We start from the raw sequence: 15,605 nt of genomic DNA, 5'->3' as shown, positions 1-15,605 counted from the left end.
AGAGACCTTATCAGGCCTTCTTCATGACCTGCTCGGCGATATTGGTCGGCGCTTCAGCGTAGTGATCGAATTCCATCGTGAAGGTGGCACGACCCTGGGTCTGCGAACGGAGGCTGGTTGCATAACCAAACATCTCGCCCAGCGGAACCAATGCATCAATGACCTTGCCCGACGGTGTTTCGTCCTGACCGCGCAAGATGCCGCGACGACGACTGATGTCGCCCATCACGTCACCCGTGTAGTCGTCAGGCGTAACTACCTCGACCTTCATCATCGGCTCAAGCAAGACCGGATTGGCCTTCTTGAAACCTTCTTTGAAGGCCATCGATGCGGCCAATTTGAACGCCATTTCCGACGAGTCGACATCATGGTATGAACCGTCGATAAGACGAACCTTGACGTCGACCACCGGGAAGCCGGCCAGCGGACCGCTGACGATGGTCTCCCTGAGACCCTTTTCGACCGCCGGAATGAACTCCTTCGGAATCACACCGCCGGTAATCGCATTCTCGAACTCGAAACCCTTGCCACGCTCTTGCGGAACAAGCTCGATCACAACGTGACCGTACTGACCCTTACCGCCGGACTGCTTGGCGTGTTTGTAATCTTGCTTGACCGTGCTGCGAATCGCTTCGCGATAGGCCACCTGCGGCTTACCGACATTGGCCTCGACATTGAATTCGCGGCGCATGCGATCGACCAGAATATCCAGATGCAGCTCGCCCATGCCGGCGATGATGGTCTGGCCGGATTCTTCGTCGGTGCGCACGCGGAAGGACGGATCCTCAGCAGCGAGACGACCCAGCGCGACACCCATCTTTTCCTGGTCCGACTTAGTCTTCGGCTCGACCGCCATCGCGATCACCGGCTCCGGGAACACCATGCGCTCTAGCGTAATGATGTGATCCTGCGAGCACAGCGTGTCACCGGTGGTCACGTCTTTCAGACCGACCGCGGCGGCGATATCACCGGCGCAAACCTCTTTCAGCTCCTGACGCTCGTTCGCGTGCATTTGCAGAATGCGGCCAATGCGCTCTTTCTTCGACTTGATCGGGCTGAACACCTGATCGCCCGCACTCAACGTACCCGAATAGACACGGAAGAAGGTCAGCGAACCGACGAACGGATCGGTCATGATCTTGAACGCGAGCGCCGAGAACGGTGCATCGTCCCGCGCTTCGCGAGTGATTTCGTTCTCGTCCTCGTCGATACCCTTGACCGGAGGACGATCAGCCGGCGACGGCAGCAGTTGAATCACTGCGTCGAGCATGGCCTGCACGCCCTTGTTCTTGAAGGCCGTACCGCAGAACACCGGAATCAGCGTATTGGCCAACGTACCGGCACGAATACCCGCGATGACTTCGGCTTCGGAGAGCGCACCCTCTTCGAGGTACTTGTTCATCAACTCTTCGGAGGTTTCGGCAGCGGCCTCAACCATGAAGTTGTGCGCCTTGTCGGCAGCATCCTTCAGGTTAGCCGGAATCTCCTGGTACTCGAACTTCATGCCCTGGGATTCCATATCCCAGATGATCGCTTTCATCTTAAGCAGATCGACCACGCCCTCGAAGCCGTCCTCGGCGCCGATCGGCACCTGCATCGGCACCGGGTTGGCACCCAGACGCGACTTCAACTGACCGACCACCTTGTCGAAGTTGGCACCGGTACGGTCCATCTTGTTGACGAAGGCCAGACGCGGCACTTTGTATTTGTTGGCTTGACGCCACACGGTTTCAGACTGCGGCTGCACACCACCCACAGCGCACAACACGAACACAGCACCGTCGAGCACACGCAAGGAACGCTCCACCTCGATGGTGAAGTCCACGTGGCCTGGGGTATCGATGATGTTGAAGCGATGCTGCGGCAAGGAACGATCCATGCCACTCCAGAACGCCGTCGTTGCTGCCGACGTAATGGTGATGCCGCGCTCTTGCTCCTGCTCCATCCAGTCCATCGTTGCAGCACCGTCATGCACTTCGCCAATCTTATGACTGACGCCGGTGTAGAACAGAATGCGCTCCGTGGTGGTGGTCTTGCCAGCATCGATGTGAGCCATGATGCCGAAGTTGCGGTAGCGCTCGATGGGAGTGGTGCGTGCCACGGTACTAACCTCGTGTTTATTGCCGATTTAAACCAGGCTGGCCGAAGCCAGCCGACTTAAACCAGTCTTACCAGCGGTAATGCGAGAAGGCTTTGTTGGCCTCTGCCATGCGATGCGTTTCTTCGCGCTTCTTGATCGCGCCACCGCGATTCTCGGAAGCCTCGAGCAGCTCGGCTGCCAGCTTGCGCGGCATCGAAGTTTCGCCACGCTTGCGAGCGGCGTCGATGACCCAGCGCATAGCCAAGGCCATGCGGCGACCCGGACGGACTTCGACCGGCACCTGGTAGGTGGCGCCGCCGACGCGACGGGACTTCACCTCGACAGCCGGGGCGATGTTGCCCAGAGCCTTCTCAACCAGAGCCACCGGCTCGGCATTCTTTTCGCCCAGGTGGCTCAGTGCACCGTAAACGATGCTCTCAGCAACCGATTTCTTACCGCTCTTCATCACCATGTTGATGAAGCGAGCGATCAACTGACTACCGTGCTTTGGATCCGGCAGAATCAGACGGGCGGGATGTGAACCTTTACGCGACATACTTGTGTCCTTCCCTTATTTGCTCTTCGGGCGCTTGGCGCCGTACTTGGAGCGCGATTGACGGCGCTTAGTGACGCCGGCGCAATCGAGGCTGCCACGCACTGTGTGATAACGCACACCCGGCAGATCCTTGACGCGACCGCCGCGGATCAGCACCACCGAGTGCTCTTGCAGGTTGTGACCTTCGCCACCGATGTAGCTGATGACCTCGTAACCATTGGTCAGGCGCACTTTGGCAACCTTACGCAAGGCCGAGTTCGGCTTCTTCGGGGTGGTCGTGTATACGCGCGTGCAAACGCCGCGACGCTGCGGGCTGTTCTGCAAAGCCGGCGAATCGCTCTTATAGCTCTTCGGGCTGCGGGATTTGCGCACCAACTGATTGACTGTCGTCATGCGAAGCTGTTCCTGAGAAACATAAAGGCAGACCGAATAAACTCGGTCCACCAAGAAGCGGGAATTTAACATGGGCGGCCTGCCACAGGCAAGCCAACGCCCAGCCATCCTTGACCCGAACACGAGGCGCATCCATACGCCTCATTTCGTATGTTAGAGAGCAAGCACCGCTATGGGCTTACTCAACATCATTATCACTACCGGCAACAGCTTCCGAGAAGGAGACTGACGATGCCGAACTGGAAAGAGCTTCCAGCTCTGCGGCGGTTAAACCACCCTGGCGACGACGCGCTGCGTGATACGCCAAACCGGTACCTGCCGGAATTAGACGGCCGACAGTAACATTTTCTTTCAGGCCACGCAAGGTGTCACGTGTGCCACGTACCGCGGCTTCCGTCAAGACTCGGGTCGTTTCCTGGAACGACGCCGCCGAGATGAAGGATTCCGTCGCCAACGAGGCCTTGGTGATACCGAGCAGTACCGACTGGTACTCCGCCGGGCGTTCGCCACGCTTGATGGCGCGATCGTTCTCGCCATTGATGCGCACGCGCTCGACCTGCTCGCCGCGCAGGTAGTGGCTTTCGCCACCGTCGACGATCTCGACCTTACGCAGCATCTGACGAATGATCGCCTCGATGTGCTTGTCGTTGATCTTCACGCCCTGCAAGCGATAAACGTCCTGGATTTCCTTGACCAGATAGGCAGCCAACGGCTCGACACCCAACAAACGCAGGATGTCGTGCGGACTCGGCTCGCCGTCTACAACGGTTTCGCCCTTCTCCACGTGCTCGCCTTCGAACACGATGACCTGACGCCATTTCGGAATCAGCTCTTCATGCTCGTTGCCGTCGACGTCCTTGATGATTAGACGCTGCTTGCCCTTGGTGTCCTTGCCGAAGCTGATGACGCCCGAACGCTCGGCAAGAATCGCCGGCTCTTTCGGCTTGCGCGCTTCGAACAAATCGGCCACGCGCGGCAGACCACCGGTGATGTCGCGGGTCTTGGAGGTTTCCTGCGGGATACGTGCCACCACGTCACCCACGCCTACCGCCGTACCGTTCTGGATCGAGACGATCGCACCCGCCGGCAGGAAGTACTGCGCCGGCACGTCGGTACCCGGCAGCTTGAGCTCGCGGCCCTTGCTGTCTTCCAGGCGCACGATCGGGCGCAGATCCTTGGCCTGCGTACCGCGACGCTTCGGATCGGTAACCACCGCCGACTCCAGACCGGTCAATTCGTCGGTCTGGCTCTGCACGGTGACGCCATCGAGGAAGTCGATGAAGCGCACGGTACCGGCCACTTCCGAGACGATCGGATGGGTATGCGGATCCCAGTTAGCGACAGTTTGCCCGGCCTTGACCGGATCGCCGTCCTTGACCGCGATGATCGCGCCGTAAGGCACCTTGTAGCGCTCGCGCTCGCGACCGTTGACGTCGATGACCGAGACTTCGCCCGAACGCGACACAGCGACCAGATGACCCTGCGTATGCTGCACGGTCTTGAGGTTGTTGAACTTCAGCGAGCCGGTGGTTTTCACCGTCACGTTGTCGACTGCCGCCGCACGCGAAGCCGCACCACCGATATGGAAGGTACGCATGGTGAGCTGTGTACCCGGCTCACCGATCGACTGCGCGGCAACCACGCCCACGGCCTCACCCATGTTGACCAGATGGCCACGAGCCAGGTCACGGCCGTAGCACAGGGCGCAAACGCCATGTGTCGCGGCACAGGTGATCGGCGAACGTACCTTCATGATCTGCACGCCGGCCTTGTCGAGTTTTTCGACCAGGGCTTCGTCCAGCAAGGTGTTCTGGGTAACGATCGGTTGATCGTCATCGCCTGGTGCGTAAACGTCTTCGGCCACCACGCGACCCAGCACGCGCTCGCGCAACGGCTCGACCACGTCGCCGCCTTCAACGATCGGCTGCATGATAAGACCGTTCTCGGTGCCGCAATCGGTCAAGGTGATGACCACGTCTTGCGCCACGTCGACGAGACGACGGGTGAGGTAACCGGAGTTAGCCGTCTTCAACGCCGTATCCGCCAGGCCCTTACGAGCACCGTGGGTGGAGTTGAAGTACTGCAGCACGTTCAGGCCTTCGCGGAAGTTGGCCTTGATGGGCGTCTCGATGATCGAGCCGTCCGGACGAGCCATCAAACCACGCATACCAGCCAACTGACGAATCTGCGCCACGGAACCACGGGCGCCGGAGTCGGCCATGATGTACAGCGAGTTCATCGACTTCTGGTTGACCGTCTTGCCCTCGGCATCGGTCACCTTTTCGGTACCGATACCGTCGATCATCGCCTTGGCGACCAGTTCATTGGTGCGCGACCAGATGTCGACCACCTTGTTGTAACGCTCGCCGGCAGTGACCAGGCCTGACTGGTACTGCTCCTGGATTTCGACCACTTCTTTCTCGGCCTCTTCCAGAATCGGCCTCTTCTCGGCCGGGATGATCATGTCATCGATGCCGATCGAGATACCTGCGCGGGTAGCGAAGCGGAAGCCGGTGTACATCAGCTTATCGGCGAACACCACGGTCTCTTTCAGACCGAGCAAACGATAGCTGGAGTTGATCAGACGCGAGATGGCTTTCTTGGTCAGCTCGGTGTTGGCCAGCGCAAACGGCAGGCCTTCCGGCAGAATCTCAGCCAGCAGCGCACGACCGATGGTGGTCTCGACCAACGAAACGGAGGTGGTGCGGGTGCCGTCTTCGGCAATGTCGACCAGCTTCAGACGAACCTTGACCTTGGCGTGCAACTCAACCGCACGGTTGTCATAGGCGCGGCGCACTTCGCTGATACCCGAGAACACCATGCCGGTGCCCTTCACGTTCACCAGCTCGCGGGTCATGTAGTACAGACCCAGCACCACGTCCTGCGTCGGCACGATGATCGGCTCGCCGTTGGCGGGCGACAGGATGTTGTTGGACGACATCATCAATGCGCGCGCTTCCAACTGCGCCTCGATCGACAACGGTACGTGCACAGCCATCTGATCGCCGTCGAAGTCGGCGTTGAATGCGGTACAGACCAGCGGATGCAACTGGATCGCCTTGCCTTCGATCAACACCGGCTCGAATGCCTGGATGCCGAGACGATGCAGGGTCGGAGCGCGGTTCAGCAGCACTGGATGCTCGCGGATCACATCTTCGAGGATGTCCCACACCTGGCCTTCTTCGCGCTCGACCAGCTTCTTTGCCGCTTTGATGGTGGTGGCTTCGCCACGCGCCTGCAGCTTGGCGAAGATAAAGGGCTTGAACAGCTCAAGCGCCATTTTCTTCGGCAGACCGCACTGGTGCAGGCGCAGGGTCGGACCGACCACGATCACCGAACGACCGGAGTAATCCACGCGCTTGCCGAGCAGGTTCTGACGGAACCGGCCCTGCTTGCCCTTGATCATGTCGGCCAGCGACTTCAGCGCGCGCTTATTGGTGCCGGTGATGGCACGACCGCGACGGCCGTTGTCGAGCAGCGCATCGACCGATTCCTGCAGCATGCGCTTCTCGTTGCGCACGATGATGTCGGGCGCATTGAGCTCGAGCAGACGCTTCAGACGGTTGTTGCGGTTGATGACGCGGCGATACAGATCGTTCAAATCGGAGGTGGCGAAACGGCCACCATCCAGCGGCACCAGCGGACGCAGATCCGGTGGCAACACAGGCAGCACAGTCAGCACCATCCACTCCGGCTTGTTGCCGGATTCGAGGAAGGCTTCGATCAGTTTGACCCGCTTGGTCAAGCGCTTGAGCTTGGTTTCGGAATTGGTGGAGCCGATTTCTTCCTTCAGGCGCACCACTTCGCTTGGCAGCTCAAGCGACTTCAGCAGCTCGTAAACGGCCTCGGCGCCCATGCGGGCATCGAACTCGTCGCCGTGCTCTTCGACGGCTTCCAGATACTGGTCTTCGCTCAGAAGCTGACCGCGCTCGAGCGCCGTCAAACCTGGATCGATAACCACGAAGGCTTCGAAGTACAGGATGCGCTCGATATCGCGCAGCGTCATATCCAGCATCAAGCCGATGCGCGACGGCAGCGACTTGAGGAACCAGATATGCGCCGTCGGGCTGGCCAGCTCGATATGGCCCATGCGCTCGCGGCGCACCTTGGCCAAGGTGACTTCGGTGCCGCACTTTTCGCAAACCACACCGCGATGCTTCATGCGCTTGTACTTACCGCACAAGCACTCGTAGTCCTTTACCGGTCCGAAGATCGCGGCGCAGAACAAGCCATCACGCTCCGGCTTGAAGGTACGGTAGTTGATCGTTTCCGGCTTTTTCACTTCGCCGTACGACCAGGAACGGATCAGCTCCGGCGAGGCCAACGCGATCTTGATCGCGTCGAAATCGGGAGTAGCCCGCTGCTGGTTGAATAGATTGAGCAAATCTTTCATTGCATAAGCTCCTGTAACCCGCGGGTTACTTGATCTCTTCTAGGTCGAAGTCGATACCCAGCGAACGGATTTCCTTCATCAACACATTGAAGGATTCCGGCATGCCGGCATTCATCTCGTGATTGCCATCGACGATGTTCTTGTACATCTGGTTGCGGCCCTGTACGTCATCGGACTTCACCGTCAGCATTTCCTGCAGGGTGTAGGCCGCGCCGTAGGCTTCCAGCGCCCAGACTTCCATTTCGCCGAAGCGCTGACCACCGAACTGTGCCTTACCACCCAGCGGCTGCTGAGTAACAAGCGAGTACGGACCAGTGGAGCGCGCATGCATCTTGTCGTCGACTAGATGGTTCAGTTTCAGGTAGTGCATATAGCCCACGGTGACCGGGCGATCGAATGCCTCGCCGGTACGACCGTCGAACAGCGTGGTCTGACCCGACTCGGGCAGATCCGCCAAGCGCAGCATGGCCTTGATTTCGGTTTCCTCGGCACCGTCGAATACCGGCGTCGCCATCGGCACACCGTCCTGAAGATTGTTCGCCAGGGTCAGAATTTCCTGATCGGTGAGCGACTTCAGGTCGACATGCTGCACAGCGCCTGCAACGTGGTGGTTGTAGATCTGGTCGAGGAACTCGCGGATCTGCGCGACCTTGGCCTGCGCCTCGAGCATCTTCTGGATCTTGTGGCCCAGGCCCTTGGCGGCCCAGCCCAGATGGACTTCCAGAATCTGACCGATGTTCATACGCGAAGGCACGCCCAGCGGGTTCAGCACGATGTCCACCGGCTTACCGTCGGAGGAGAACGGCATGTCTTCGACCGGCACCACGTTGGACACCACACCCTTGTTACCGTGGCGACCGGCCATCTTGTCGCCCGGCTGGATGCGGCGCTTAACGGCCAGGAACACCTTGACCATCTTGAGCACGCCCGGTGCGAGATCGTCGCCCTGGGTGATCTTGCCCTGCTTCTCCTTGAAGCGCTTGTCGAACTCTTCCTTGTGACGCTTGACCTGATCGGCCGCGCGCTCCAGGAACTCAGTGACTTCTTCGTCCTTGACGTTGATCTTGAACCAGTCGTCCTTCTTCAGGCCGTCCAGGTATGCATCGGTAATTTCCACGCCACGCTTGAGACCACCCGGGCCGCTCATCGCGGATTTGCCCAGGAGCTGGATGCGCATACGGTTGTAGATCGCACCTTCGAGGATACGGAACTGGTCATCAAGATCCTTGCGGATACGCTTGACTTCCATTTCCTCGATTTGCTTGGCGCGCTTGTCTTTCTCGATACCGTCGCGAGTGAACACCTGCACGTCGATGACGGTGCCGTCCATACCCGGCGGCACACGCAACGAGCTGTCTTTCACGTCGGACGCTTTCTCGCCGAAGATCGCGCGCAGCAATTTCTCTTCTGGCGTCAACTGGCTTTCGCCCTTCGGCGTGACCTTACCGACCATGATGTCGCCGGCTTTCACTTCAGCACCGATGTAGACGATGCCCGACTCATCGAGACGAGCCAGCGCCTGCTCACCCACGTTCGGGATATCGGCGGTGATTTCCTCGGCGCCCAGCTTGGTGTCACGCGCGATGCAGGACAGCTCCTCGATGTGGATCGAGGTGTAGCGGTCTTCTTGCACGACGCGCTCGGACAGCAGGATCGAGTCTTCGAAGTTGTAGCCGTTCCACGGCATGAAGGCGATGAGCATGTTCTGGCCAAGCGCAAGCTCGCCCAGATCGGTCGACGAACCGTCGGCCAGCGTATCGCCCTTCGCCACGATGTCACCCACGTTCACCAGCGGACGCTGATTGAGGTTGGTGTTCTGGTTGGAGCGGGTGTACTTGGTCAGGGTGTAGATGTCGACGCCGGCGTCGTTATCGCCCACTTCGACTTCGTTCACGCGCACCACGATACGGCCGGCATCGACCTGGTCGATCACGCCGCCGCGCTTGGCGGTGACGATGACGCCCGAGTCACGCGCCACGGCGCGTTCGATACCGGTACCGACCAACGGAGTCTGCGAACGCAGCGTCGGCACGGCCTGGCGCTGCATGTTCGCGCCCATCAACGCGCGGTTCGCGTCATCGTGCTCAAGGAACGGAACCAATGCCGCCGCAACCGACACGGTCTGCATCGGCGAAACGTCCATATAGCCCACTTCAGCAGCCGGACGCAGCTCGGACTCACCGCGGAAACGGCAAGACACGAAGTCTTCGATGAAACCGCCTTGCTTGTTGAGCGGCGAGTTCGCCTGCGCGATCACGTGGTCGCCCTCTTCGATCGCCGAGAGGTAATCGACCTTGTCGGTGACCTTGCCGTCCACCACCTTGCGGTACGGCGTCTCAAGGAAGCCATACGAATTGGTGCGGGCGTACACAGCCAGCGAGTTAATCAGGCCGATGTTCGGGCCTTCCGGCGTTTCGATGGTGCAGACGCGGCCGTAATGGGTCGGATGCACGTCGCGCACTTCGAAGCCGGCGCGCTCACGGGTCAAACCACCCGGTCCAAGCGCCGAAACGCGACGCTTGTGCGTCACTTCGGACAGCGGGTTGTTCTGATCCATGAATTGCGACAACTGCGAGGAGCCGAAGAACTCCTTCACGGCAGCGGCCACCGGCTTGGCGTTAATCAGCTCCTGCGGGGTCAGACCCTCGGATTCGGCCAACGACAAGCGCTCACGCACGGCACGCTCAACGCGCACCAAGCCAATGCGGAAGGTGTTTTCGGCCATTTCGCCGACCGAACGCACGCGACGGTTACCGAGGTGATCGATGTCATCGACGGTGCCATGACCGTTCTTGATGTCGATCAGCACTTTGAGCACGTCGAGAATGTCGGACGTTTCGCCCTGGGCCTTGACCTGGCGCTGCGCTTCTTCTTCTTTGCGCTCGCTGAAGTACTTGTGGTCGTACAGCACGCCCGGGCCAAGAATCTCTTGACGACCGACGCGGCGGTTGAACTTCATGCGGCCCACACCCGACAGATCGTAACGATCGAAGGTGAAGAACAAGTTGTAGAACAGGTTCTGCGCGGCATCCTTGGTCGGCGGCTCGCCGGGACGCATCATGCGATAGATTTCCACCAACGCCTCAAGCTGCGTCTTGGTGCTGTCGATGCGCAAGGTGTGCGAGATGTAAGCGCCACGATCGAGGTCGTTCACGTACAGGGTCGGCACGGTTTCGATGCCGGCCTTGCGGAACGCTTCCAGATGCTCGGCGGTGATTTCGTCGTTAGCGCCGGCCAGGAGTTCACCGGTCTTGCTGTCAACGATATCCGTCGCCAGGATACGGCCGATCGGGTAATCGTCCGGTACTTCCAGCGCGGTGATGTTCTCGGCCGCAAGCTGGCGCACGTGACGCGCGGTAATACGCTTGCCGGCTTCCACCAGCACCTTGTCGCCGATCGTCAGATCGAAGCTCAGGGTTTCGCCACGCAGGCGCTCGGCCACCAGCTCAAGCGTGGTGCCCTCTTTCTTGCCCAGATGGAAAACGTTGTGCTCGAAGAAGATGTCGAGCATTTCGACATTGCCATAGCCCAACGCGCGCAGCAGCACCGTCACCGGCAGTTTGCGGCGACGATCGATACGGGTGAACAGCGCGTCTTTCGGGTCGAATTCGAAGTCGAGCCACGAACCGCGGTAAGGAATCACGCGCGCCGAGAACAGCAGTTTGCCCGAGCTATGCGTCTTGCCGCGGTCGTGATCGAAGAACACGCCCGGCGAGCGATGCAACTGCGAGACGATAACGCGCTCGGTGCCATTGATGATGAAGGTGCCGGTGTCGGTCATGAGCGGAATTTCGCCCATGTAGACCTCCTGCTCCTTGACGTACTTCACCGCCTTTTTGGAGGCCGGGCTGTCCTTGTCATAAATGACCAGGCGCACGGTCACGCGCAGCGGCGCGCCGAAGGTCATGCCGCGATTGCGGCACTCGCGCTCGTCGAACGCAGGCTCGCCAAGGCGATAATCGACATATTCAAGCGCTGCATTGCCCGAATAGCTGGAGATCGGAAAAACCGACTTCAGTGCGGCATGCAGACCCCTTTCGTCGCGCTGCTTGGGCGCAATGTGCTCCTGCAGAAAATCCCGATACGAATCGGTCTGGATGGTCAGCAGGTTCGGCACGCCCAGTACAGGGGGACGCTTGCCGAAATCCTTGCGGATGCGCTTCTTCTCGGTAAACGAGTAGGTCATGGTGTTACCGCCTCGGGGTCGTCGGTGTATTCATTTAAGAGAATCGGGAATCGAGAATCGAGAATCGCCAGAGCTGCGGATCACGCGCTGCAAGCCATTCCCTATTCTCCATTCCCCACTCCCAACTTTCTGAACAGGCAAAGCCCGGGGGTTTACACCCCCAGGCTTGCTTGACGCTAGAGCAAACTAACAGCGCGCAAGAGCGCCAATTACTTCAGCTCAACCTTAGCGCCGGCGGCTTCCAGATCCTTCTTGAACTTCTCGGCGTCTTCCTTCGAAGCGCCTTCCTTCACGACGCCACCGGCCTCGGTGAGGTCCTTGGCTTCTTTCAGGCCCAGGCCGGTGATGGCGCGGACAACCTTGATGACTTCGACTTTCTTTTCGCCAGCCGAGGTCAGGACGACGTTGAATTCGGTCTGAGCTTCAGCAGCCGGAGCAGCGGCAGCGGCCGGACCAGCCACAGCCACCGGAGCGGCAGCGGAAACGCCAAACTTTTCTTCAAACGCCTTGACCAGCTCCATCACCTCGATGAGGGACTTGGTGGCAATCGCTTCGATGATCTGATCGTTGCTAAGGGACATTGTGATAACTCCTGGGAATACGACTTAAATGTTTATTAACGAGTTGCCGATGGCATGTGGCCGTCAGGCCGCCTGTTTCTGCTCGCCGACTTTGCTGATGACACGGCCAAGCTGGGTAGCTGGCTCTGCCAAAACGCGGACGAGCATGGTGGCGGGCTGAGCAAGCAGACCGGCAAACATTGCCAGTGCCTGATCGCGGGTCGGCAGCGAGGCCAGCACGTCAACGTGCGAAGCCGGGTATACCTTTCCGCCGATAGCCACAAGTTTGGCTTTCAGTTTGTCGTTGCCTTTGGCGAATTCCTTCACCAGTCGACCGGCGGCACCCGGATCTTCAACCGAGAAGGCATACAGCAGCGGACCGACCAACTGGTCGGAAGCGCCCACGTAATCGGTGCCTTCCACGGCGCGACGAACAAGCGTGTTCTTCGCAACCTTCAGGAAAACGCCCGACTCACGCGCCTTCTTGCGCAGCTCGGTGAGCTGCGCAACGGTGAGACCCGCATACTCGGCGGCGACTAGCGAATGGGCCTTGGCAGCCACGTCCGCCAGTTCGGCAACGACCTCTTTCTTTTGCGCAAGATTGAGCGCCATTGCTTGTCTCCGAACTCGAATCGCGATGCGCTCCTCGCACCGTGACTCGGAAGCGTTACCGGATCGGCATCCTGCCCATCCGCCGGCATCATGTGATGCCGCCTTGGTGGCCGTTCCAGGAGAACCTGTCCGGGCGTCACCATCTGCGCAGGCCGGGGTTTCCATACAGCGAAACCGTCGATTAAGAGGATTGAGCCAATAACACTCGCCCCTCGCCTGCGGTCTTTGACGGCTGCCCCGCTACCCTTTCGAGTTGGGGCTGCCCTCAAAAACTGCCTGCGCGAGCACCTGGCTCGCGCAGGACTTGATCTTTACTTGGCCGAGGTCGTCAGGGTCGAGGTATCGACCGGGACGCCCACGCCCATGGTGCTGGACAGCGCGATCTTCTGCAGGTACTGACCCTTGGCCGTGGCCGGCTTGGCCTTCAGCAGGTCGGCGACCAGCGTATTCAGGTTATCGGCGAGCTGGGCAGCGTCGAAGCTGGCCTTACCGATGGTGGCGTGGATGATGCCCGCCTTGTCGTTACGGAACTTCACCTGGCCGGCCTTGGCGTTTTTCACCGCGGTCGCGACGTCGGCGGTGACCGAGCCGTCTTTCGGGTTCGGCATCAGGCCACGCGGACCAAGCAACTGGCCGAGCTTACCGACCACGCGCATGGCATCGGGCGTAGCGATGACGCGACCGAAGTCGAGATCGCCAGCCTGCATGCGCTCGGCCAAGTCTTCCATACCAACGGCGTCAGCACCGGCAGCCTTGGCGGCTTCGGCCTTTTCACCGGCCGGCACGAACACGGCGACCTTGACGGTCTTGCCGGTGCCGTGTGGCAGCAACGAGGAACCACGCACGCCCTGGTCGGACTTCTTGGCGTCGATACCAAGACGCACAGCTACGTCCACCGACTCGGCGAACTTCGCCTTGGCGTTGTCCTTGACGATTTTCAGGGCTTCTTCCAGGGCATAGAACTTACCCGGCTGCACAGCGGCCTGAGCCACTTTCAAACGCTTCGTGAGCTTTGCCATGTCTTAACCCTCCACCACAATGCCCATGCTGCGGGCGCTACCAGCAATGGTGCGCACCGCGGCGTCAAGATCAGCAGCCGTGAGATCCGGCTCTTTCAGCTTCGCAACGTCTTCCAACTGCTTGCGAGTGATCTTGCCGACCTTATCGGTGTTGGGCTTGGGTGAACCCTTGGCGACGCCGGTAGCCTTCTTGATTAAGATGGTGGCGGGCGGGGTCTTGGTGATGAAGGTGAAGCTACGATCGGAGTACGCGGTAATAATGACCGGAATCGGCAGACCCGGCTCAAGCTTCTGCGTAGCGGCATTGAACGCCTTGCAGAACTCCATGATGTTTAGGCCGCGCTGACCGAGGGCTGGACCCACCGGCGGCGACGGATTGGCCTGACCGGCCTTGACTTGCAACTTGATGTAACCGACAACTTTCTTTGCCATTGGATTTTCCTCGCGAGTTCAAGCGCCTATGAGGCTCCTCGCTGCTCACCATTCCATGGATGGACGGATGGCCCGCCTCCAGCGGACCTTGAAACGCGAACACGCCGGAGCCAAAAAGCTCCGAGCGTGAACCGCGCAGTATAGAGATTTGTCAAGCCCGCTGCAATCCCCATGCCAGGGAGCGCAGAACTTGGGGGTCAGGCCTTCTCGACCTGACCGAATTCCAATTCAACCGGAGTCGAGCGACCGAAGATCAGCACTGCAACGCGCAGGCGACTCTTCTCGTAATTGACCTCCTCGACCACGCCGTTGAAGTCGTTGAACGGCCCTTCCGTGACACGGACCATTTCGCCCGGCTCGAACAACACCTTGGGCTTGGGCTTTTCAACACCTTCACGCACACGACTGAGAATGGCCTCGGCCTCGCTATCGCGAATCGGCAGCGGGCGATCGGCGGTTCCGCCGATAAAACCCATGACCTTCGGCGTTTCTTTGACCAGATGCCAGCATTCGTCATCGATACGCGGCGATTTGCCCTCGGTATCGGTTTCGATTTGCACCAGCACATAACCCGGAAAGAACTTGCGCTCACTGCGACGCTTCTGGCCGCCGCGCATTTCGATCACTTCCTCGGTCGGCACCAGCACTTCGCCGAACTTCTCTTCCATGCCTTCACGACGAATCCGCTCGTCCAACGAGCGCTTGACCAGGTTTTCGAACCCGGAATAGGCGTGCACCACATACCAACGCTTGCTCATGCTCACTTACCTCAGGTACCCAGCTTGAGCAGCCAGTCAAGCACGACCGACTTCAGGATTAGGTCAATCAAGCCCAATAGCAGCGAGAGAATGACCACGACCACCATGATGATACCGGTCGTTTTCAGCGTCTCGTCGCGGGTCGGCCAGACCACCTTACGCATTTCAAACTGTGACTCGCCCAGGAAGTGGCGTACACGACGCCCTGGACCCGTAAAAGCACCGATCGCCAATGCGGCAGCCAAGGCAATCAGCACGCCAATCATGCGTACCGACTGCGGGATGCCCGCATCGTTGCTAAACCAGGAATAGGCAAAAATGCCGGCAGCCAGCACCAGCACTGCCAGTACCAGCTTGCCAATATCGGCGGCATTCGCGCCTTTGGGCTGTTCTGCCTTGGTATTCATGCGCAGTGAACAGGTGTCGAGAGTACTACCCGGCCTAGGCCAGCCATACCATTCACCACCCGCCATCAATCCTCGGGAAGATGGCACGCCAGGAGGGACTCGAACCCCCAACCTGCGGTTTTGGAGACCGCTGCTCTGCCAATTGAGCTACTGGCGTACGTTTAAAAACCAGTGAAGTCGCTCGCTTTGCGAGCCGTAAAGCCGCGCCT

11 protein-coding genes and 1 tRNA gene are annotated in these 15,605 nt (G+C 59.6%); all 12 read right to left on the bottom strand.

Annotated features, from left to right (window positions below; genetic code table 11):
• Positions 1-10: 10 nt before the first annotated feature.
• Positions 11-2,101, bottom strand: a complete 2,091-nt coding sequence (gene fusA / locus DVJ77_RS10515; RefSeq protein WP_114845464.1) for an elongation factor G — start codon at positions 2,099-2,101, stop codon at positions 11-13.
• 67 nt (positions 2,102-2,168) lie between these two features.
• Positions 2,169-2,636, bottom strand: a complete 468-nt coding sequence (rpsG, locus tag DVJ77_RS10510) for a 30S ribosomal protein S7 (RefSeq protein WP_114845463.1) — start codon at positions 2,634-2,636, stop codon at positions 2,169-2,171.
• Between the two features lie 15 nt (positions 2,637-2,651).
• Complete coding sequence (gene rpsL, locus DVJ77_RS10505) at positions 2,652-3,029, bottom strand: 30S ribosomal protein S12 (protein ID WP_114845462.1); 378 nt, start codon at positions 3,027-3,029, stop codon at positions 2,652-2,654.
• A 178-nt stretch (positions 3,030-3,207) separates the two neighbouring features.
• Positions 3,208-7,422 (bottom strand): DNA-directed RNA polymerase subunit beta', encoded by a 4,215-nt coding sequence (rpoC, locus tag DVJ77_RS10500; protein ID WP_114845461.1) that lies wholly within the window; start codon positions 7,420-7,422, stop codon positions 3,208-3,210.
• A 25-nt stretch (positions 7,423-7,447) separates the two neighbouring features.
• Positions 7,448-11,608, bottom strand: coding sequence for a DNA-directed RNA polymerase subunit beta (gene rpoB, locus DVJ77_RS10495; RefSeq protein ID WP_114845460.1), 4,161 nt, complete (start codon positions 11,606-11,608; stop codon positions 7,448-7,450).
• Positions 11,609-11,817: 209 nt separating this feature from the next.
• Positions 11,818-12,189, bottom strand: a complete 372-nt coding sequence (gene rplL / locus DVJ77_RS10490) for a 50S ribosomal protein L7/L12 (RefSeq protein ID WP_114845459.1) — start codon at positions 12,187-12,189, stop codon at positions 11,818-11,820.
• Between the two features lie 63 nt (positions 12,190-12,252).
• The gene (rplJ, locus tag DVJ77_RS10485; RefSeq protein WP_114845458.1) at positions 12,253-12,780 is read right to left on the bottom strand and encodes a 50S ribosomal protein L10; all 528 of its coding nucleotides are present in this window, start codon (positions 12,778-12,780) and stop codon (positions 12,253-12,255) included.
• 311 nt (positions 12,781-13,091) lie between these two features.
• The gene (rplA, locus tag DVJ77_RS10480) at positions 13,092-13,799 is read right to left on the bottom strand and encodes a 50S ribosomal protein L1 (protein WP_114845457.1); all 708 of its coding nucleotides are present in this window, start codon (positions 13,797-13,799) and stop codon (positions 13,092-13,094) included.
• A 3-nt stretch (positions 13,800-13,802) separates the two neighbouring features.
• Complete coding sequence (gene rplK / locus DVJ77_RS10475) at positions 13,803-14,231, bottom strand: 50S ribosomal protein L11 (RefSeq protein ID WP_114845456.1); 429 nt, start codon at positions 14,229-14,231, stop codon at positions 13,803-13,805.
• Between the two features lie 197 nt (positions 14,232-14,428).
• Positions 14,429-14,989 carry a transcription termination/antitermination protein NusG gene (gene nusG, locus DVJ77_RS10470; protein ID WP_114845455.1) on the bottom strand — a complete coding sequence of 187 codons (561 nt, stop codon included), beginning with the start codon at positions 14,987-14,989 and terminating at the stop codon, positions 14,429-14,431.
• Positions 14,990-15,000: 11 nt separating this feature from the next.
• Positions 15,001-15,396: a preprotein translocase subunit SecE gene (secE, locus tag DVJ77_RS10465; protein ID WP_114845454.1), complete on the bottom strand. Its 396-nt coding sequence runs from the start codon at positions 15,394-15,396 to the stop codon at positions 15,001-15,003.
• A gap of 81 nt (positions 15,397-15,477) precedes the next feature.
• Positions 15,478-15,553, bottom strand: a tRNA-Trp gene (locus DVJ77_RS10460).
• Positions 15,554-15,605: the final 52 nt, after the last annotated feature.

Origin of the sequence: Dyella tabacisoli (genome assembly GCF_003350925.1) — a bacterium.
Classification (GTDB): Bacteria; Pseudomonadota; Gammaproteobacteria; order Xanthomonadales; family Rhodanobacteraceae; genus Dyella_C; species Dyella_C tabacisoli.
This window is presented reverse-complemented; position numbering and strand designations above follow the sequence as displayed.